18 protein-coding genes are annotated in these 20,143 nt (G+C 59.0%); 8 read left to right on the top strand and 10 right to left on the bottom strand.

Annotated features, from left to right (window positions below; genetic code table 11):
- The 5 genes from A3709_RS05630 to A3709_RS05610 are packed head-to-tail and all read left to right on the top strand — an operon-like array spanning position 1 to position 7,980.
- Entirely contained in the window at positions 1-3,144 is a 3,144-nt protein-coding gene (locus A3709_RS05630; RefSeq protein ID WP_066051337.1) for an efflux RND transporter permease subunit, read from the top strand.
- A 15-nt stretch (positions 3,145-3,159) separates the two neighbouring features.
- Positions 3,160-4,527: a glutamine synthetase family protein gene (locus A3709_RS05625; RefSeq protein WP_066051332.1), complete on the top strand. Its 1,368-nt coding sequence runs from the start codon at positions 3,160-3,162 to the stop codon at positions 4,525-4,527.
- A 9-nt stretch (positions 4,528-4,536) separates the two neighbouring features.
- A complete protein-coding gene (locus A3709_RS05620) occupies positions 4,537-5,907 on the top strand; it encodes an aldehyde dehydrogenase family protein (protein ID WP_066051330.1) in 1,371 nt (456 codons plus the stop codon).
- A gap of 7 nt (positions 5,908-5,914) precedes the next feature.
- Positions 5,915-7,060 carry an iron-containing alcohol dehydrogenase gene (locus A3709_RS05615; protein ID WP_066051326.1) on the top strand — a complete coding sequence of 382 codons (1,146 nt, stop codon included), beginning with the start codon at positions 5,915-5,917 and terminating at the stop codon, positions 7,058-7,060.
- Positions 7,061-7,080: 20 nt separating this feature from the next.
- The gene (locus A3709_RS05610) at positions 7,081-7,980 is read left to right on the top strand and encodes a bile acid:sodium symporter family protein (RefSeq protein ID WP_066051322.1); all 900 of its coding nucleotides are present in this window, start codon (positions 7,081-7,083) and stop codon (positions 7,978-7,980) included.
- A gap of 4 nt (positions 7,981-7,984) precedes the next feature.
- On the opposite strand, the gene A3709_RS05605 is transcribed toward A3709_RS05610, so the two are convergent.
- The 5 genes from A3709_RS05605 to A3709_RS23580 form a co-directional block, all read right to left on the bottom strand.
- Positions 7,985-9,304, bottom strand: a complete 1,320-nt coding sequence (locus A3709_RS05605) for an MFS transporter (protein ID WP_066051319.1) — start codon at positions 9,302-9,304, stop codon at positions 7,985-7,987.
- A 159-nt stretch (positions 9,305-9,463) separates the two neighbouring features.
- On the bottom strand, positions 9,464-9,811 hold the full coding sequence (locus tag A3709_RS24790; protein WP_255359720.1) for a hypothetical protein: 348 nt from the start codon (positions 9,809-9,811) through the stop codon (positions 9,464-9,466).
- Complete coding sequence (locus A3709_RS24785; protein WP_255359719.1) at positions 9,759-10,295, bottom strand: SDR family oxidoreductase; 537 nt, start codon at positions 10,293-10,295, stop codon at positions 9,759-9,761. Before A3709_RS24785 ends, A3709_RS24790 begins: the two co-directional genes overlap by 53 nt.
- 56 nt (positions 10,296-10,351) lie before the next feature.
- Entirely contained in the window at positions 10,352-11,254 is a 903-nt protein-coding gene (locus A3709_RS05595) for an SRPBCC family protein (RefSeq protein ID WP_231871112.1), read from the bottom strand.
- Positions 11,235-11,489, bottom strand: coding sequence for a hypothetical protein (locus A3709_RS23580; RefSeq protein WP_197484078.1), 255 nt, complete (start codon positions 11,487-11,489; stop codon positions 11,235-11,237). The genes A3709_RS05595 and A3709_RS23580 overlap by 20 nt, the downstream gene beginning before the upstream one ends.
- 116 nt (positions 11,490-11,605) lie before the next feature.
- Here A3709_RS23580 and A3709_RS05590 point away from each other — a divergent pair, with 116 nt between their 5' ends.
- Together A3709_RS05590 and A3709_RS05585 are read left to right on the top strand one after the other, a co-directional pair.
- A complete protein-coding gene (locus A3709_RS05590) occupies positions 11,606-12,205 on the top strand; it encodes a TetR/AcrR family transcriptional regulator (RefSeq protein ID WP_066051316.1) in 600 nt (199 codons plus the stop codon).
- 11 nt (positions 12,206-12,216) lie between these two features.
- A complete protein-coding gene (locus A3709_RS05585; protein WP_066051313.1) occupies positions 12,217-14,205 on the top strand; it encodes an alkyl/aryl-sulfatase in 1,989 nt (662 codons plus the stop codon).
- A 13-nt stretch (positions 14,206-14,218) separates the two neighbouring features.
- On the opposite strand, the gene hisA is transcribed toward A3709_RS05585, so the two are convergent.
- The 3 genes from hisA to A3709_RS05570 all read right to left on the bottom strand — a co-directional run bounded on the left by hisA (position 14,219) and on the right by A3709_RS05570 (position 18,026).
- Positions 14,219-14,977: a phosphoribosylformimino-5-aminoimidazole carboxamide ribotide isomerase gene (gene hisA, locus A3709_RS05580; RefSeq protein WP_066051311.1), complete on the bottom strand. Its 759-nt coding sequence runs from the start codon at positions 14,975-14,977 to the stop codon at positions 14,219-14,221.
- Between the two features lie 368 nt (positions 14,978-15,345).
- The gene (locus tag A3709_RS24445; protein WP_066051308.1) at positions 15,346-16,614 is read right to left on the bottom strand and encodes a hypothetical protein; all 1,269 of its coding nucleotides are present in this window, start codon (positions 16,612-16,614) and stop codon (positions 15,346-15,348) included.
- Complete coding sequence (locus A3709_RS05570; protein ID WP_231871111.1) at positions 16,611-18,026, bottom strand: amidohydrolase; 1,416 nt, start codon at positions 18,024-18,026, stop codon at positions 16,611-16,613. Before A3709_RS05570 ends, A3709_RS24445 begins: the two co-directional genes overlap by 4 nt.
- A 107-nt stretch (positions 18,027-18,133) precedes the next feature.
- Here A3709_RS05570 and A3709_RS05565 point away from each other — a divergent pair, with 107 nt between their 5' ends.
- The gene (locus tag A3709_RS05565) at positions 18,134-18,505 is read left to right on the top strand and encodes a VOC family protein (RefSeq protein WP_066051302.1); all 372 of its coding nucleotides are present in this window, start codon (positions 18,134-18,136) and stop codon (positions 18,503-18,505) included.
- Here A3709_RS05565 and A3709_RS05560 read toward each other — a convergent pair.
- The gene (locus tag A3709_RS05560) at positions 18,502-19,308 is read right to left on the bottom strand and encodes an amidohydrolase family protein (RefSeq protein ID WP_066051298.1); all 807 of its coding nucleotides are present in this window, start codon (positions 19,306-19,308) and stop codon (positions 18,502-18,504) included. The two genes, A3709_RS05565 and A3709_RS05560, sit on opposite strands and share 4 nt — an antisense overlap.
- Before the next feature lie 3 nt (positions 19,309-19,311).
- Complete coding sequence (locus A3709_RS05555; protein ID WP_066051294.1) at positions 19,312-20,136, bottom strand: crotonase/enoyl-CoA hydratase family protein; 825 nt, start codon at positions 20,134-20,136, stop codon at positions 19,312-19,314.
- Positions 20,137-20,143: the final 7 nt, after the last annotated feature.

Here is a 20,143-nt window from a genome sequence, read left to right as displayed (position 1 = left end):
GTGTTTGAAAAAATTATCGCCAGGGGCACGCTGGTAACGGTCTCTGTACTGATCGTCGCGGTCATTGGCATTCTCGCTGCCACACGTATTCCCGTACAAATGATTCCGGATCTGGATGTGCGCACCATTGGTGTGCGCACCGTCTGGCCCGGGGCAACTCCCCAGGATGTGGAGAAAGAACTCATCATTGAGCAGGAAGATTTTCTTCGCAACCTGCCGAACCTGTCGCGTATTACCTCTACAGCACAGACCAGCTCCGCATCGATTCAGCTGGAGTTTCCGCTGGGGGTCGATATGACGGACATGATGATCAGGGTCAGCAACGCCCTGAGTCAGGTGCCTAACTACCCGGAGAACGTCGACGAGCCCGCCGTATTTGCCAGCTCGTTCTCCAGCAATGCATTCATGTTCTTTAATGTTGTGCCGCTGCCGGGCAATCCAAGGCAGCTGGATATGGATCTGGTACGCGATTTTCTGATCGACAACCTGCGGCCGCGTATGGCCAGTGTGCCGGGAGTTTCAGAGGTGGATTTCTGGGGCGGTTCCATGCGCCAGGTGCAGATTCTGGTGGACCCTGCGCGTCTGGCACAGCGAGGCCTGACGCTGATGGATGTGCGTAATGCTATCCGCACCCGCAACCAGGACCGCTCCGGCGGCGACCTGTCTTCGGGCAAACGGCAATACATGCTGCGAACCATCGGCCGCTTTGAGGATTTGAGCGAACTGGAAAACCTCATTCTCGATCGGCGCGAAGATAATGTCATTCACCTGAAAGACGTGGCCACGGTTCAGCTGGATCATTTCGAAAAGCGCCAGTTTGCGCGCTACAACGGCCAGGAAAATATCACGATCGCGATTCGCCGTGAATCGGGATCCAATGTGATTGAGATCAAGCAGCAGATGCTGGCCGAGGTCGATGCACTGCGTGAACAGGTGCTGAAGCCGGCGGGGATGGATATCGTGCTGTCGTCAGACGATGTGCGTTACGTCGAAGACTCGGTGGCCACGGTCTGGAAGAACCTGATTCTGGGCGCGTTGCTGGCAACGGCAGTAATGTACCTCTTTCTGCGCTCCGGCCGTGCCACTGCGGTAGGTGTGATCGGGATTCCGCTGTGTATCATCGTGGCGTTTCTTGGTCTGTTGTTGGCGGGGCGCACCATTAACGTCATCTCACTGGCGGGGATTGCCTTCGCGCTGGGCATGACGCTGGACAACAGTATTGTGGTGCTCGAGAGCATCGAACTCGAGCGCCGCGGTGGAGCCAGTCGCTTCCAGGCGGCCGTGAACGGTGTGCGCAAGGTATGGCCGGCAGTGTTTGCGTCTACCATGACCACGGTGCTGGTGTTTCTGCCTGTGCTGTTTGTGGAGCAGGAGGCGGGGCAATTGTATTCGGATATTGCCATTGCGATCTCGGCCGCGATTCTGGCTTCGCTGCTGGTCGCTATCACGGTCTTGCCTACCGCGGCTGCGCGCCTGGAATTTGTCAACGAATCCAAACAGGCCAAGAGCGCCGCAGCCCAGGAAGCAGGCGCCAAAGCATGGACGCTGCGCCAGGTCGCTCGACTGTTGCACAGCCCCCGCAGTCGCCTGACGACAGTTCTGGTAGCTGTTATCGCTAGCGCCCTGGTGATCGTGGTGCTTACACCACCCGCCGAGTACTTGCCTGAGGGCGAGGAGCCCAAGATCTTCTCCTCGATGAGCCCGCCGCCAGGCTACAACCTGGATACTCTGGAACGAATTGCCAGCGAGGTGGAAGCCTACTTTCTCACCTTTGTCGGGGTAGATCCTGAGGCTTACGATCGCGGTGAAATCGATGTTCCCGCCCTCAAGTACTTTTCCATGCGTGTGAACGCTGGCAGGGTAGGGGCGCTCGTGGAGCCGGTGCGTCATCAAGACATTGAGCCACTGATGGATGCGCTGACCGGCAAGTATCGCGAATACCCCGGTATGCGGGCATTTGCCTCGCGGGGGTCGATTATCTCTAGTAACGACGGTGGATCGCGCTCGATTAACCTGGATATCTCCGGACCAGACCTGTTCACGCTGTTCCAGGTAGCTCGCACCATCGAGCAGCGGGCCGAAGAGGTGTTGGAGAACCCGCGTATCCAGAGCCAGCCGCGCTCGCTGTCGCTGGCCCAGCCCATGATGGAAATCCATCCGCGCTGGGAGCGGGCGGCCGAGCTGGGTATCGATGCCAATAGCCTTGGCTATACGGTCTCAGCCATGACCGATGGCGCGTTCGTGGACGAATTTTTCCTCGATGACGACAAGATCGATATGTACCTATACAGCGATACCGGGCTGGATGTGGAGTTGGAGAATATGCGCCAGCTACCGCTTTACACTGCGCGCGGTGAGGTCGTGCCCCTGGGGGCTATTGCCGATTTTCGCGAGAGTGTCGACACCAATGCGATTCGCCGTGTCGGTGGCAGACGAACTGTCACCCTCAATATTATTCCGCCGCGGACCACGCCGCTGGAGAGTGGCGTGGAACAGGTGAAGTCCGAGGTGATGCAATACCTGCTCGATAGTGGCGCTATTCCCGCCAACGTGACGGTAAGTATCTCCGGTGCCGCCGACGCATTGCAGAAAACCCGCGATGCGTTGTTGGGCAACTATCTGGTGGCACTGTTTATTGTGTATCTACTGATGGTGGCAATCTTCAATCACTGGGGCTATCCGCTGCTGATCCTGACCTCGATTCCCGTCGGCATTGCCGGTGGTCTGGTGGGGTTGTGGACATTGAATGGTGTTGGCGCGCTGCTACCGCTGTTCGGCGGTGCGGCGATCGTTCAGCCCTTTGACATGATTACCATGCTCGGCTTCCTCATTCTCATGGGAACAGTGGTTAACAACCCGATACTCGTTGTGCATCGCGCCGTTGAAAATGCGCGCACCGGATTCCTGCCACTGGAGGCTGTCACAGAAGCCGTGCAAACCCGACTGCGGCCCATTGCCATGTCGACGATTACCACCCTGTGTGGCCTGGCACCGCTGGTGCTGCTGCCGGGGGCCGGTACCGAGCTGTACCGTGGACTGGGCGCGATAGTGCTGTTTGGTATTCTCGGGTCCATGCTGGTGACCTTGACAATGTTGCCAGCACTCACCGTAATGGTGCTGGAGTTTCAGCGCCGCAAATCGTAATTGAGAGGAGGGCTCATGGCCGGCAATCTTTCCTTTGATTCGCTCAAGCAGCGGGTGGACGACGGTAGCATTGATACTGTGATTGCTGCCATTCCGGACATGCAGGGCAGGCTGATGGGCAAACGCTTCCAGGCCGAATACTTTGTGTCCACCGCCTGGAAGGAAACCCATTGCTGTAACTATCTCGTGGCCACCGATATGGAGATGGAGACGGTTGCGGGCTACAAGGCCTCCAGCTGGGAAGCGGGCTATGGAGACTATTCCATGGTGCCCGATATGGCCACACTGCGGGTGCTGCCCTGGGCTGATGGCACTGCCCTGGTGATTTGCGACCTGGTCGACCACCACACCCACGAACTGGTGCCTCACGCGCCGCGTACCGTATTGAAAAAGCAGTTGCAGCGGCTGGAAGCTATGGGGCTCAGTTCTGCGGTGGCCACTGAGTTGGAATTTTTCGTCTTCCGTGAGGATTTCGAATCCCTGCGCGATGCCGATTACACCGATATGACCACCATTAGTCCGTACAACGAGGACTACCACCTGTTTCAAACAGCCAAGGAAGAGCCTCTGATGCGCGGCATTCGCACCGGACTGCAAGGTGCAGGTGTGGCTGTGGAAAATACCAAGGGTGAGGCGTGCGCGGGGCAGGCCGAAATTAACGTCTGTTATACCCGTGGGCTGGAGATGGCCGATAACCACGTGTTGGTCAAACAGGCGGTGAAGGAAATCGCGCTCCAGCATGAGCGGGCCGTGACCTTTATGGCCAAGTGGGATACCGATGCTGCAGGTTCATCCAGTCATGTTCACCAATCCCTGCAAACGCTCGAGGGTGAGCCCGCGTTCTACGATGCGGATGCACCTTACGGCATGAGCGAGTTGATGCGCCACTATCTGGCCGGGCTATTAGCCCATGCCGACGACATCACCTTTTTTCTTGCTCCCTATGTCAATTCCTACAAGCGTTTCGCAGAGGCCACGTTTGCGCCTACCAAGGCGGTCTGGTCCATGGATAACCGCACAGCCGGTTACCGTATTGTGGCTCCAGATACTGCATCCGTGCGGGTGGAATGCCGGGTGGGTGGGGCCGACCTCAATCCCTATCTGGCCATCGCCGCGCAGTTGGCTGCGGGTATCAAAGGCATAGAAGACAAGCTGACGCTCGAGCCCGAATTCAGCGGCAATGCCTATGAAGAAGAGGGGATTCGCGAAGTGCCCCGTACCCTGCGGGCGGCGACGAATGCATTGCGTTCTTCGTCCATGCTGCGCGAAGCCCTGGGCGATGCGGTGGTGGACCACTATGTGCGCTGTGCCGAGTGGGAGCAGGAAGAATTCGACCGCAAGGTCACCGACTACGAACGCAGGCGCGGATTCGAGCGCGCCTAAGAGGTAACAATGATCAAGTGTATATCACCCATTGATGGCTCCACCTATATCGAGCGAGAGCCCCTGAGTGAGGCCGCTGCACGCAGCGCAGTGGATGCAGCCGCTGCGGCGCAGAAGCCCTGGGCGAGTCGCCCCTTACAGGAACGTATCGACCTCGTGTTGGCGGCGGTCGCAGAGCTGGAGGCCGTTGGCGATGAGATAGTGCCGGAACTGGCGTGGCAGATGGGCCGGCCGGTGCGCTATGGCGGTGAATTGGCCGGCGTGCGCGAGCGCAGTGAGTACATGGCCAGTATTGCCGCTGAAGCCCTGGCACCGCACGGGGTTGAGGACAGCGATAGCTTCCGTCGCCGGATTGATCGCAAGCCCCTGGGCGTGGTGCTGGTAGTGGCCCCCTGGAATTATCCGTACCTCACCGCGATCAATACCATTGTTCCTGCACTGATCGCGGGAAATACCGTGGTGCTCAAGCACGCCTCGCAGACTCTGGCGGTGGGCGATCGTCTGGCGCAGGCCTTTCATCGGGCCGGTGTGCCCGACACCGTCATTCAACACGTGGTGCTCGATCATGCCACCACGTCGGCGTTGATTGGCTCGGGCGTGTTCGGCTTCGTTAACTTCACCGGCTCGGTGCCCGGCGGCAAGGTGATGGAAGAGGCCGCTGCAGGTACGTTTACCCCGGTGGGGACGGAACTGGGTGGCAAGGACCCAGGCTATGTGATGCCAGATGCGGATCTTGATGCCGCGGTAGAGACGCTGATCGACGGCGCCATGTTTAATGCCGGTCAATGCTGTTGTGGTATCGAGCGGATCTACGTGTGTGAAGAACACTACGATGCCTTTGTGCGTAAAGCGGTGAGCATTGTCGAGGGCTATGTGCTCGGCAATCCTCTGGAGACGGCAACCACGCTGGGGCCAATGGCTCATGTGCGCTTTGCCGATGAAGTGCGCGCGCAGACAGTGGCGGCAATAGCCGACGGCGCGCGGGCGCTGATTGACCCAGCTCTGTTTCCCGCCGACAACGGCGCCTACCTGATGCCGCAGATTCTGGTGGATGTGAATCACAGCATGCGGGTGATGCGCGATGAGTCCTTTGGACCCGTGGTGGGCATCATGAAAGTGAGCAGCGATGAAGAAGCCATTGCATTAATGAACGATTCTGACTTTGGCTTAACCGCCTCGCTGTGGACGGCGGATGTGGCCCGCGCGGAACGTATCGCCGCAGAGCTGGACTACGGGACGGTGTTTATGAACCGCTGCGATTACGTAGATCCCGGTTTGTGCTGGACCGGTTGCAAGGACACCGGCCACGGCGGAGGGTTGTCGGTGATTGGCTACCAGAACCTGACCCGCCCCGCGTCGCGCCACTTCAAGTTGTGTTGAGCGAATTGTGAGTACTCAGGCTAACTGGTCGTATCCCACTGCCATTCGCTTTGGCGCTGGTCGGATCCGCGAACTGGCACAGGCCTGTCGCGAGGCAGGTATGGCGCGCCCGCTGCTGGTGACCGACCGCGGCCTGGCTGAACTCCCCATGGTGGCGATAGCCCGCCAAATCCTGGCGGAAGCGGGCCTTGGTGATGCACTGTTCAGTGGTGTCGACCCCAATCCCAACGAGCACAACCTAGCATCGGGTCTTGCAGCCTACCGCGATGGTGAACACGATGGTGTCATTGCCATGGGCGGAGGCTCCGGATTGGACCTGGGCAAGCTGGTGGCGTTTATGGCCGGACAGCAGCGTCCCGTGTGGGACTTTGAGGACGTTGACGATTGGTGGTCGCGGGCCGACCCGGCCGGCATTGCGCCGATTGTGGCAGTACCGACCACCGCCGGGACCGGCGCAGAGGTGGGGCGCGCAGGGGTGCTGTCCAATTCGGCGACGAGCGAAAAGAAAATTATTTTCCATCCGCAGATCCTGCCTTCCCAGGTGATCTGCGATCCGCAGCTCACCCTCAGCATGCCGCCGGCGATTACCGCCGGCACCGGCCTGGATGCCTTCGCACACTGTCTGGAAGCTTACTGTGCGCCTAACTACCATCCGCTGAGTCACGGCATTGCCGTGGAGGGCATGCGGCTGGTCAAGGACAATCTATCGCGGGTATATGCCGACGGCAGCGATATCGAGGCTCGCGGTCACATGATGTCTGCGGCGTTAATGGGTGCCACCGCATTCCAGAAAGGGCTGGGTGCTATCCATGCGCTCTCACATCCGCTGGGTGCGATTTACAACATCCATCACGGCACGACCAACGCCGTTGTCATGCCGGCTGTGCTGAACTTCAATCGGCCGATGATCGAGCTGGGGATAGAGCGCCTGGCTGCCTATCTTGAGATCGACGGTGGATTTGACGGTTTCCACGCTTATCTTGTGGCCCTGAACGAACAATTGGGAATACCGGAGAATCTCCGGGCTATGGGCGTGGTTGATCCTGATATCGATGCGCTGGTCGCAGCGGCATTGAGCGATCCCAGTGCTGGTGGAAATCCTGTTACCATGACCGCGGAAAATACCTGGGCCCTGATTGAGGCCTGCCTCTAGAGCAATAAGCAGGTTTACGCATGGGTGAGCTTTACGTCCAGTACGAGTACTGGTTCGCGACATTTCAATTGGTCACGGCGATGCTGGGCATGGGCGCCACGCTCACCGTGCGCGACTTTGGCGATATTCTGCGTGCTCCCCGGGCGGTGAGCATTGGCGTGGCGATCCAGTTGTTCCTGGTTCCCGTCATGGCTTATATGTTTTTAACGCATCTGGGGATAAGTGGCGGTCTTGCGATCGGTTTGGCGCTGGTGGCAGCCATCCCCGGCGGTACCACATCCAATATCTTTACGTTTTTTGCGCGCGGCAATAGTGCCTTGTCGATCTGCGTGACCGCAGTGAGTACCCTGGCCTGCCTGGTGAGTACCCCGCTGATTCTGTCGCTGCTCATCAGCGACAGCCTGCCACCGGATTTCAGCATGCCCACCGGGCAGATTATGATGGAAATCGCGCTGTCGCTGTTACTGCCATTGAGCCTGGGCATGTTGCTGCTCTATCTCTACCCGGCACCGGCGGCCCAGTTCTCGAAGTGGTGTATTCGCGCCTCTCTGCTCGGCATTGTGCTCATTATCATTGGTTCCACCTCGGCCGGCAGGCTTGACCTGGAGGCCTTTGGCGCGGCGAACATAGGGTTGGTGGCCCTGTTTATGCTGATGATGGTGGTCGTGGGAGCCGCTGTCCCGCGCCTGATGCGGCTGGAAAAGCGTGACGCCATCGCCGTTGAGTTCGAGGTCATTGTGCGCAACAGCAACCTTGGGGTGATGATTAAGGCATCGCTGTTCCCCGCGGCAGCGGCCAGTACCGCGCAACTGGGTGACACCGTACTGTTTACGGTTCTGCTCTACGGCGGTCTGCAGTTACTGATTGCGCCGATTCTGATCAGGCTCTACACCCGTGGCCCGAAGCGGGAAGAGGGCTGAAGGGTCACGCCGATGCCTGCTCCTGCAGCTGAAACAGCATGACAGCGACACCGGCAATCAGCAGCGGCACCGCAAAAATGATGAAACTGTCTGACTTTTCCACGCCGGCCTCGAGCAGGTAGCCTGCCAGTAGCGGCGAGATAATGGCGCCGATACGCCCCACGCCAATGGCCCAGCCCATGGCCGTGGTGCGGTTGAACGTTGGATAAAGCCGCGGCGCGATAGCGTACAGGCCAATCATGGACCCGATCAGGAAGAACCCCATCGTGAAGGCCACGCTCATGAGCAGGGTGAGGGGTGCCTGTAAAAACGTAGCGAAGGCCACTGTCATGGTGAATGTGGCGAACAGGTAGATGGCCGTCAGCCGCATCAGGCCGAAATAGCCGGAGATAACGCCGAGAATCAGGGAGCCGATGATGCCACCCACCTGAATTATCAGGCCGCCGGAAATCCCCTGCGACGCAGAAAGGCCTGCCTCCGTGAGCAACTTGGGTGTCCAGCTGAACGTGAAATACATGCTGAACATCAGCATAAAATAGGCCGTCCATAGCGCCAGCGTATTGCGGGTAGAGGCGTCGCCAAACAGGCTTGCTACGCTGGGTTTTCGGTTGTCCTCGGCGGTAAGTTCCGGCAGCGCCTGCAGGGGTTCCCGTCCCATAAGCAGCAGTGCTTTGTTGACTTTACGCAGCGCATCCCCGGGCTGCTTGGTAAGGAGATAGTCCAGTGACTCCGGCAGTATCCATAGCGTTATTGGAATCATCAGTAGCGACATAAAACCGCCAAACAAAAACGCAGATTGCCAGCCATAGTTGCTGATGAGTGGAATGGAAATCACACCACCGATAATAGCGCCGGCGGGATAGCCTGACTGAAGCACGCTGACTGCAAAGCTGCGGGCCCGCGCATTGCTGTATTCGGTGACCAGAATATTCAGGCTGGCAATCATGCTGCCAATTCCCAGGCCAGTGAGAAACCGCAGCGCGGCCAGTTGGGTCACGTTCTGACTGTAAGCCGAGGCAATCATGCCAACGCTGATCACGCCCAGACACACTAAGGTGATCGCGCGCCGCCCGATCCTGTCCCCATAGGGCGCAATAAACAGCGAACCGTGCGCCATGCCCGCGAGTCCGGCACTGAGCAGTACACCCAGTTCAGGCCGGGGAATCCCCCAGGCTTCGCTGATGGATGCGGCCGTAAACGACATGACCAATACGTTGAAACCATCGAGCATATTGATGATTGCGCAGATGGTGATGGTTATCACCTGGAGGCGACTGATGGGGTTCTGGTCTATGGAGGCTTTCAGGGTTTGTAGTTCACTCATGCAGCGCTGTTAACTTGACTGTCATTAGTATTGTGAGGGCCGCGCAGTCCGCAGTAGGAAACGCTAGCGGGGACACCGCCAAAAAGCCAGCCCAATCTATCTTTTGGTGCAGGCGCAGCCCGGTTGAATCAGCGCATGGAAATGAGACCGTTGCAGTGCCTAGTGTGTGGCGTCACCGCCGGCCTCTACCTTGGCAGCGATATCGGCGCCAATCTGCCCCATGAGCGCAAAGGTATTGTCGGGGTCACTGTGGCGCAATTTGGCGGCTTCCAGTTCCATACCTTTGGCGAACACCAGTTCGGGTGTGTTGGCCTGGATAGCCTCGGCAATCCCACGGGCGCAATCCATGGGATCGTCACCGTTGTCGATGTTGTCGTCTGATACGCCTCGTTGGGAGCCGTCGCCGGTCATGGCGTTGCGAGAGACGTCGGTGGCGACGGAGCCAGGCAGAATATTAGTGACCTGGATGTTGTGCAGGTTTGCAACCTCGGTCCGCAGTGCATCCATGTACCCAATGAGGCCGTGTTTGGCGGCACAGTAGGCCGTTCGCAGCGGCGTACAGCCGTCCCGCTACCGAACTGATGGCGACGATGTGGCCGCCACCGGCGGCTCGCATCCGCTCCAGTTGCAGCTGAGTCAGCCAGATGGGGGCGAGCAGGTCGATATTAATCATTTGCTGATAGACCTCAGGCGCAGTGTGCAAGGCCAGGCTGCGCTGACTCACGCCGGCGTTATTAACCAGAATATCGACCTGACCCTGCCAGGCCCATGCCGTCTCCACATGGGCGGCCAGCGCCGCATAGTCGGTCGCCTCAAAGGGCAGTACCAGCGACTGGGTGGGCAGTGAGGCGGCGACTTCCTGGAGCGCAGCCTCCCGGCGCCCGGAGAGAATAATATGCGCGCCCTCGGCAGCCAGCACGGTTGCCACTGCCTTGCCGATGCCTGATGAGGCGCCCGTTATCCAGGCGACCTTGCCGGCAATGTCTGTCATGGTGTCTTCCTGTCAGTGAATCAAGTCATTTGATTCTGCACAATCCGGAGCGCTTCTCAAGCGATCGCCTGATCTACGATGCGATTGAATGTATCCAGAGCACCTTCAAAGCGGCCGAAGTTGAGACGGCTATTGGCGTCACTGGCCAGCCCCGACTGAATGTCTTCCGCCAACTGGAAATCTTCATCCAGGGTCAGCACCGTGAACGCATGATTTTTTCGCCAGTACTCCTGCTTGGCGAGCGTGTTCTCACTGCGGGGCACCAGGGTCGAAAGTTCCAGCCGGGTATGTTCGGGGCCCAGCGGGATGCCACGAATCCACACAAAATGATCTGACTGCACCAGGAATTGGGCGCCCGGGAAAAAGCTGTAGAGAATGTTGGCGTGATCGCGCAGGCGCCATTGCTCGCGGGGCTGATCGGCCAGCGAGGCGAGGGTCGCGCGCGGCAGTATCGAGCGCAGGTGAGGCCCTTGGCTGCGGCAGGAGGAAAGGTTGTCGGGGGATAGGTCCGCAATGCTGTTCTTATGGGCGACTCGGAAGTGATAGGCCTCTATGCCGCCCTCCACCAGAATTTTCCAGTTGGCTTTGATCTCGCGTGTTTCTGTGGCAAAGATCTCGTGGCTGCCCGCATCCATGGCCAGCAGGTCATGGCGAATGTCTCCCAGATGATGCTCAACGTCGATTCTCGAGTCGCTGTCCAGTGAGAGCCAGATCCAGCCGGCATACTCCTGACAGGGCAGTGGCACCAGGCCAAACTCACTGCGATCTAGCACCGGGAATCCAGTCTTCTCATGGGGAACACCGATCAAGTCGCCGATGTTGTTCCAGGTCCAGCCGTGATACGGGCAGCGGAAGCGATGCTCACAGCCTTCATGCTCGCGCACTAGCTTTGCGCTTCGGTGGCGGCAGACATTGAAAAAGGCCTGCACCGCTCCGTCTTCATTGCGCGTCAGCAGCACTGGGCGGCATGCCACCTCCGTGGTCAAATAGGCATTGGGCTCGGGGAGGGGCGGAACTGTGGGCAATAATCTGGGGCAGGCGCACAGAAATTTGCGCCTGTTCACGGCGAAAGATGTCGGGTGAGTAGTGTCGCTCCAGGCTTTTGCGGTGACACTGCACATCCAGAAACGGCGACGTTTGTGCCTGTAACCCGAGAAGATCTTCGATCAATTCAATTTCGACACTGCGATCCATGGTGGAGGCCTCATAGAGCTAGCTTACCGAACGGTAAGTTTGCGGGCAGAATGCTTACCAACTGGTAAGGCGTCAAGCGCTGCGCTAGACTCGCCACCTAAACGCAGGATGACGAAATGAGTGAATCCACCCGGGAACAGTTATTGCTGACGGCGCAGCGGCTATTTGCCGAACGCGGGTTTTATGGTGCCAGTATTGCTGCCATTGCGACCGAGCTCGGGCTGACCAAGCAGGCATTGCTCCACCATTTCGGCAACAAGGAGAAGTTGTACGGACAGGTGTTGCAGCATATCTCCGAGAACCTGTCGGAGATAACCGACAGCATTCTGGCCAAATCCCTGGCGCCGGCGGAACGGCTGGAAACACTGGTAGTGGCGCAGTATCGGGATCAGATGGATAATCCCCACGCCGCCAGGCTCATCATGCGAGAGTTGCTCGATAATGAGGAGCGGGCTGCCCAGGCGGGGAGCTGGTATCTGCGATCCTATCTGGAGTTGCTGGTAGCGACTGCCCAGGCGCTGGACCCTGCGGGTAAATTGGATGATGCCAGGGCGTTGGCCCTGGTGTACCAGCTCCTCGGGGCTGCGCATTACTTTGCAGTGTCGGGCCCCACGTTAACCCAGACTTTTGGTGCCCAGCGCTACGCTCAAACCCGCAGCGCCTACGAACATGAATTACGGGTGCTGATCCGCACTCGCGTTGAAGCCATCGCTTAAAGGAAAAAACATTGAACAAGATTTCCCTGACCACTGTGGCTGCGGCCATTCTCCTATCGGGTTGTTCAGGCTCCGATACGGCCCAGAAAACCTCGGCAGAGTCCGACGCGGGCTTTACCGCGCCCAGCGCCTATACCGCGGACACCAATCGAGATATCGCCGCCGAACTGCCCGATGACCGTGGTGCCGATCTCGCGGCGGCGCAGCGCGGATTTATCGCGACCCGGTCTGATCCGCTGATTACTACTGCGGCGGGCGATGTGGTTTGGGACCTCGATGAGTATGCGTTCATGGAGGGTCCGGCACCGGACAGTGTGAACCCCAGTCTCTGGCGCCAGGCTACGCTGAACAACATTCACGGCCTGTTCAAAGTCACCGAGCGCATTTACCAGATTCGTGGCTTTGACCTGGCGAACATGACCCTCATCAAGGGCGATCAAGGCTTTATTGTGGTCGATCCATTGACCAGTGAAGACACCGCCGCTGCAGGGCTGGAATTTGCCCGTCAGCACCTGGGCGATTTGCCGGTCACCGCGGTGTTGTTTACCCACAGTCATATCGATCACTTCGCCGGCGTGTGGGGTGTCATCGATGAGGACGACTATCAGGCAGGCAGAATTCCGGTGGTCGCTCCAGAAGGGTTTATGGAAGAGGCGACCAGCGAAAACATCATCGCCGGCGTGGCCATGTCCCGTCGAGCTTCGTTCATGTACGGACGCCGCCTGCCCCGCGAAGCGCGTGGGCATGTCGGATCAGGCCTGGGCAAATCACCGGCCTACGGCACCGTGGGTATCGCTGAGCCCACTGAGATTATTGATCACACCGGCCAGACGCTGACGCTTGATGGCCTGGAGTTTGTTTTCCAGGCGGCGCCGGGTTCAGAAGCACCTGCGGAATTCACGTTTGCGATTCCTGAGTTGAAAGCCTATTGCGGGGCCGAGGTGGCGACGCGCAATTTGCACAACCTGTACACACTGCGCGGGGCCAAGGTGCGCGATGCGCTCGCGTGGACGGGCTATATCGATGAGATGATCGAATTGTCTGAGGGCAGTGACGTCTATTTTGCCAGCCACCACTGGCCAGTATGGGATCGGCCGACCATCGTCGCCTATCTGGAAACCCAGCGGGATACCTACAAGTATATTCACGACCAGACGGTGCGCATGTTTAACGGCGGCATGACGCCGCGAGAGATCGCAGAAGAACTGGCGCTGCCGGAGGGGCTGACCGCTGCCTACGCGAACCGCGACTACTACGGCACTGTGGCCCATAACAGCAAGGCCGTGTACCAGGCCTATCTCGGCTGGTATGACGCCAACCCCGCAAACCTGAACCCCTTGCCGCCGGTAGAATCCAGTGCCCGCTATGTGGCGCTGGCCGGGGGTGCCGAGGGTGTGATTGCCGAGGCAGAGAAATCCATTGAGGCGGGCGATTATCGCTGGGCCGCGGAGCTGCTCAATCATCTGGTGTTCGCTGAGCCCGACAATCAGCAAGCCATGCAATTACTTGCAAGCACCTATGATCAGTTGGCATATGTGGCTGAATCCGGGCCCTGGCGAGATGTTTATCTTAGCGCTGCTTACGAGCTGCGTTTCGGTGCTCCCCAGGAATCCCAGATCAAGTTGTCGCTGTTGGTGAATATGTTGGAGCAAACCCCGGTAGAGAAATTCTTCCAGACTATGTCGGTGCGTCTCGATCCTGACAAGGCCGCCGGGGTAGATCGTCGTGTGGGTATTGTGTTCGAGGACCTCGACGAGGCGTACCTGCTCACCGTTCGCAATTCGGTGATGCATCACCGAGGCCTGGATGCCGCGGATGAACCCGACGTGGTCTTGAAAGTGTCTCACGGCATGTTTATTCGCATGCTCATGGGGGAAGTCGGATTAATGGAGACGCTGCGCTCAGATGAACTGAGCGTGGAAGGCAATGCGCTCACGCTCGCCAGTTTCTTCGGTATGTTTGAGCAGCCCCAGGGCGAATTCAATATTGTGACGCCCTGACTCGGGGCGGCATTCAGGCGCGCTGGTTCCAGGCAATGCACTCGTCGAGGGTGATACCTTTGCCGCCGAATATATCCAGCGCGCTACCAATGGTCAGATCGACGTTGCCGCCGGACAGCGCTTGCACGCGCTCCAGATCGCTGAGATTACGGGCGCCTCCCGCATAGGTCACCGGCACCGGGCAGTGATTGCCCAGCAGGGTGACCAGCTCTTCGTCGATACCGTCCTGCAGGCCTTCCACATCCGCTGCATGCACGAGAAACTCATCGCAATACTGGCCCAGCTCGCGCAGTGTGCCGGCGTCCACGGGGGTGTCTGTGACGGTTTGCCAGCGGTCGGTGGCAATGTGCCAGCCGCTGTCTGTGCGCCGACAGCTGAGATCGAGCACCAGGTGCTGCCTGCCGGTTTCACGCAGAATGTTATCGAGTCGGGCAGGGGAAAGTTGGCCGTTCTCGAACAGGTAGCTGGTGACGATCACATGAGAGGCGCCGGCAGTGAGATAACTCGCTGCATTTCCGGCGGTGACCCCCCCTCCAAACTGTAGTCCGCCGGGCCAGGTATCCAGCGCCAACAGCGCCTGCTCCTGGTTGCCCGGGCCCAGTGCGATGACATGCCCGCCCATGAGGTTCTGCTCCCGGTACAGGCCGGCATAGTGGGCTGCGTCGTGCTGGCTGACAAAGTTGGTGTCGGCGCCGTCATCGTTGAGGCTGCCGCCGACAATCTGCTTCACCTGGCCCTGGTGAAGATCAATACAGGGACGAAATCGCGTCACGGTTGTGTTCCATTGGTATGCCGGACTGATTATAGCGTTTCATTATAACCAATTGAGCGCTCATAGCGAAAAAACGCACTGGTAATGGCCGGTAATAGGCCGCGTGCATTCGATTTGGTACAACTAGCGCTATTGTATCGCGCAGCCCGGAGGACATCATGTCCAAGCTGACAAACTGGTTAGAGCAAATTGACGAAGTGTGGATTGCCAGCGCCTTTTTCGTCTGCGCGGCCCTCAACGGTCTTTTCGGTACGTTCTAGTTCGCGCAGCGCTTGCTGCTCAAAGTTCCAGCCGCTATTCCACGGATAGGTCTGGCGTCTTGGAAACCAGGCCTTCCAGGGAAGGAGGGCCTGCCCAAACTCACCGTATTAATCCTGTTCGCTGTTCTTCGCCAGATACTTGTCTCGCAGTCGGGTAGAGCGGCTCACCATCGGCACCTGTTCGCCTGCAACAAACACCAGTTCCGCCTCGCGCACCAGTTCCAGCGGATCGCCACTCCACAGCACCATGTCTGCGGGCATATCAGCCGCGATTCTGCCGCTGTTGTCCAGCGAGAATACCGTTGATGGCGTACTGAAAAGCGCCGCCATCGCTGCCTCATAAGGCAGGCCATGGGCAACGGCCACCCCCGCACACTGGGTGACCAGGTAGGCGTTGTGGGTGTTCTGCCAGCCCATCCCGGTAAACATGATGTCGACACCTGCGGCGTGCAATAGCGCCGGGTTTTCCAACCTGGCACCGAGCGTCTGGAATTGCTCCGGGAGGTTCTCTATGGGATCGATGATGACCGGCGTGCCTGCCTCGGCGATGGCGTCAGCCACCATCCAGCCCTCCTGCGCGCCGACAAGAATCATGCGCAGGTTGTAGCTCTCACCCACCTCGAGAATTTTCAGAATGTCGCTGGCCCGGCTCACTTTGACGAACAGATACTCTTCGCCCTGCAGTACCGGCAGTAGCGCGTCAAGATCTTCAGCGGGAAGGCTGAGTTCTCGGCCTTCGCCTGCGGCGTATTGACGGCGCTTGTCAGCGAAGTGTTGGGCGTCGTTCAGGGCCCGGCGAATGCTGGCCAGTGCTGCCGCTCGTGAGCCACCTGCTACACCTTTGGCATATTCGTTGTAGTTCACCAGTACGCCGACACTTTGTTGCTCAATACTGCCCCCGGACTTGCCGGAGAGATTGACGATAGACACCTGGCCAGCAAACAGGGTGTCACTGGCGCTGGGAGCCACCAGGGCGCGGGTTAATCCGTGAATACGGTTCTGCGGAATAACCGTGCTGTTGGGATTGAATGCGTCGATGATGGCCAGCGACGCGGAGTAATCAACGCCTTCGGCGGTGGCATCGTAGGTTTCGTGGACGGCGTCGATCTCGACAACCCCCATTTGCGTCATCGCATTGAATACCCCCGGGGTGAGGCGCTTGTCTGTGCCGTCTATGATCCGGGCATCAGTGCTGTCGAGGTCGCGACCTATGGCGGCAACCCTGCCGTCGACGACCAGCACGTCGGTCTGGATGAGTTGGCCGGCGTCGCTCATGGTGTCGACCGTGGTGTTCTGGATAAGCACGGTTTCGGCGTGCGCGGCGCTGGCGAGAGAGAGTGCCGCCAGAGCCAGTATGTTGCGCATGGCGTTATTCATGGGCGGTTCTCCTCAGGGTTGATAATGCCGATATTGAAATCGCTGGTGCCCGCGACCGACGGGTTGTTAAGGTCGTACGTCAGCGTGCCATCGATCCACACCTTCTCGGCCAGTGCGTAGACGCTGAAGGGGTCCTCAGTCCACAGCACCAGGTCTGCATTTTTGCCGGCTTCGATAGAGCCGATCTGGTCGGCCAGCCCCAGCGATGTCGCGGCGTTTAGCGTGAGCCAGCGCATGGCTTCGCCGCGGGTCATATCCATGCCCATGCGTCGTGCCGCGGAGTAGGCCTTGGCTACCTCCTGGTTGAGTCGCTGTACCTGGAAGGCGTCATCAGAGTGGATAATGGCGCAGGCCCCGGCTTTCTCCAGCAGTGCCAGGTTTTCCCTGACCATATCAAAGGCCTCCTGCTTAAAGCCCCACCAGTCTGCCCACACCACGGCACAAATATCGGCGTCCGCCAATTGCGGTGCCAGTTTGTAAGCTTCGATGGCGTGATGAAAGGCAGTGATCTTGTAGTCGAACTCGCGAGCCATATCCATCATCTGTGCCATTTCGTCCGCGCGGTAGCAGTGGTTGTGGATGCGGATATTGCCGTTGAGTACCTCCATCAGCGTGTCGAGCTTCAGGTCGCGCTCTGGCGCCTCAGCCGAGTTGTCGCCACTTTCAAGTGCGGCATGGTAAGTGTCCCACTCGATTTTGTATTCCGCGGCCTCGGCCCAGGCCTGGCGGAACGCCGCCATGTTACCCATGCGGGTAGAGGGCAGTTGATTGCGTTCGCCATAGACCCGCTTGGGGTTTTCGCCGCAGGCCATCTTCAGCGAGTAGGGCGCGCCCGGGAACTTCATCCCCTGTACGGTCGTTGAGCGGATGTTCTTTACTGTTACCCCGCGGCCGCCAATCAGGTTGCCTGAGCCCGGCAGGATTAAAGCGGTAGTCACGCCGCCGGCGAGAGCCTTTTCCCACTGTGGGTCCTGCGGCCAAATGGAATGTTCTGCCCACACCTGGGCAGTCACCGGGGCGGTCATCTCGTTGCCATCGGCGTGGTTGTCCGTTGCCGGAGAGGGATAGACGCCCATGTGGCTGTGCACGTCGATCAAGCCCGGGGTGAGCCATTTGCCTTCGGCGTCGATGACGGTGGCGCCGCGGGGGGCGTCGAGATCTTCGCCAATAGCGACGAACTTGCCGTCCTGCACCAGCACGTCCACGCCCTCGAGTTGCTCTCCGGTGCCGTTATAAACACTCGCCGAGCGAACCAGCAGCGGTGGGCTGTCCGGCACCTGGTAGGTGGACGGGAAGGGGTTTTCGGGAGACCAGGCTTCGGTCTGTTCCTCGGGTTGGTCAGATGAACAGCCGGTAAGGGTGAGTAACGCGCTGGCCCCCAGCGCGGCCAGCATCGAGATGTGTTTTTTCACAGGCATTTCCTTTGCAGAAGACGGCAATAGCATAGCCTAAAGCCGCGTGGCTTGGCAGCGCTTGGTCTATGCTTGTTAACAGCGAATAAGCATAACGGGAGAACTCCATGCATACGGGTGCTTTCTCAATCAGTCTGGCCGTGAAGAATCTTGCGGCCTCACGGGAGTTTTACGAAAAGCTGGGTTTTGAGGTGTTTGGCGGCGCAGCCGAGCACAACTTTCTCATGCTTAAGCACGGTGAGCATGTGATCGGCTTGTTCCAGGGTATGTTCGAATTGAATACCCTGACGTTTAACCCCGGTTGGGATCAGTCTGGTCAGGATGCGCCTGCGTTTACCGATGTGCGCGAGTGGCAGGCACATCTGCAAGCGCAGGGCGTCCAGATCGATCAGGTGGTTACGTCAGACGGCGGTGCCGGATTTTTCCTGGTGCATGACCCGGATGGCAATCCTATTTTGTTCGATCAACATCGCCACTAGTCGATATCAAACACGCGGCGGGCATTGCCTTCCAGAAACAAGTCGCGCACATCATCACTCAACTCGAGCAGATCGAGCTGGGCCATGGCCCTGTCGGGTGTAATCATCGGGTAGTTGGTGCCGAACATCACCTTGTGCTTGCCATGCCCCTGCATGTACTCCACCAGTTCCCGGGGATAGCGCTTGGGAACGTAAGCAGAGGTGTCGATATAAACGTTGGGGAATTTCGTCGCGACGGCAATCATCTCGACATGCCAGGGATAGCCGATGTGGCCTCCGATAATCTTCAGGTCCGGGAAATCCAGCGCCATTCGCTCGATGTGAGCGGGACGCCCTGATTCAGAGCTGAGTAGCGGCCCGGTGTGCCCGACCTGCAGGCAGACGGGCACGTCGAGCTCCACGCAGGCGGCCAGAAGTGGATAGTAGAGCGCGTGGGTGGAGGGCAGTTCCCACAACCACTGGATGAGACGCAGACCCTTGAAACCGTGCTCGGTGACGTACTTACGCAGGGTGTTAACGGCGGCGACGGGGTCGCGCAGATCTGCAGAGGCGAGGCCAGAGAAGCGGCTGGGGTAGGCCTGGATCATTTCCAGGACCTGCTCGTTGGAGATCAGCGGTCCCTGGGGTCCGTACCACGCCGACAGCAGCGCGTGGCCCACGTCGGCCTTGTCCATACAGCCGATGAGGAACTCCGGCGAAATGTCGGTCAGGTCCTCGCCAGTCCAGCGTTTGAGCGAATCAAAGTAAGGCTGGGACAGGAAGTGGGGGTTGGGTTGCTGTGCCCAGACATCAATGGCAGCCACGCATCAGGCCTCTTTGGCGAGTTCGGAGAAATCGCCAAAGGCGCGGTCGCTGAAGCTGGGTTCGCGACCTTCCAGCGCGGCCATGACTGATTCCACCTGATTGGGCCGGCCAAGTATGGGGGTCTGCAGACGCTGCTCCTCGGCGAGGCCGTCTACGCTGCTGTCTCGCCAGGTGGTTTCGAACATGTATTTGCTGCGGGCAACGGCATCCGGGTTTTTCACGGCAATTTCGCGCGCCATGGCCATGGCGTCTTCATAGGGGGTGTCACTCAGGCGAGTTACCAGGCCCAGTGAGTGTGCTTCTTCTCCGCCGACAACCCGACCGGTATAAGACAGTTCCTTGGCGACGTCGACGCGCACCAGATCGCGCAGGGTTTGCGAGGCGGACATGTCCGGGATCATGCCCCATTTAATCTCCATCAGTGAGAATTTCGAGCCCGGGTGGGCGATGCGGATATCGGCTCCCAGTGCAATCTGGAAGCCACCGCCATAGGCCGCCCCGTGCACTGCACAGATCACCGGCGCCGGAATGGCTTTCCAGAGGTAGGCGGGCGCCTGGTAGTAATTTGGATGGCTATCACCGCGGCCGTTACCGAACGGGTCGTTGCCCATACCGCCGCTGAAGTTCTCCAGGTCCATGCCCGCACAAAATCCCTTGCCTTCTCCGGACAGGACTACGGCGCGCACCCCGCGGTTCGCCGCGAGTTCCCTGGCTGCTGTGGTAATTGCGTCGAACATATCCCAACTCAGGGCGTTCATTTTTTCCGGACGGTTCAGGCGTACGTCGGCGACGTGGTTGTCGATGGTAATGGTGACAAGTTCGGACATGGAAAAC

The sequence above is a fragment of the Halioglobus sp. HI00S01 genome, assembly GCF_001635445.1.
Taxonomy (GTDB): domain Bacteria; phylum Pseudomonadota; class Gammaproteobacteria; order Pseudomonadales; family Halieaceae; genus Halioglobus; species Halioglobus japonicus.
This window is presented reverse-complemented; position numbering and strand designations above follow the sequence as displayed.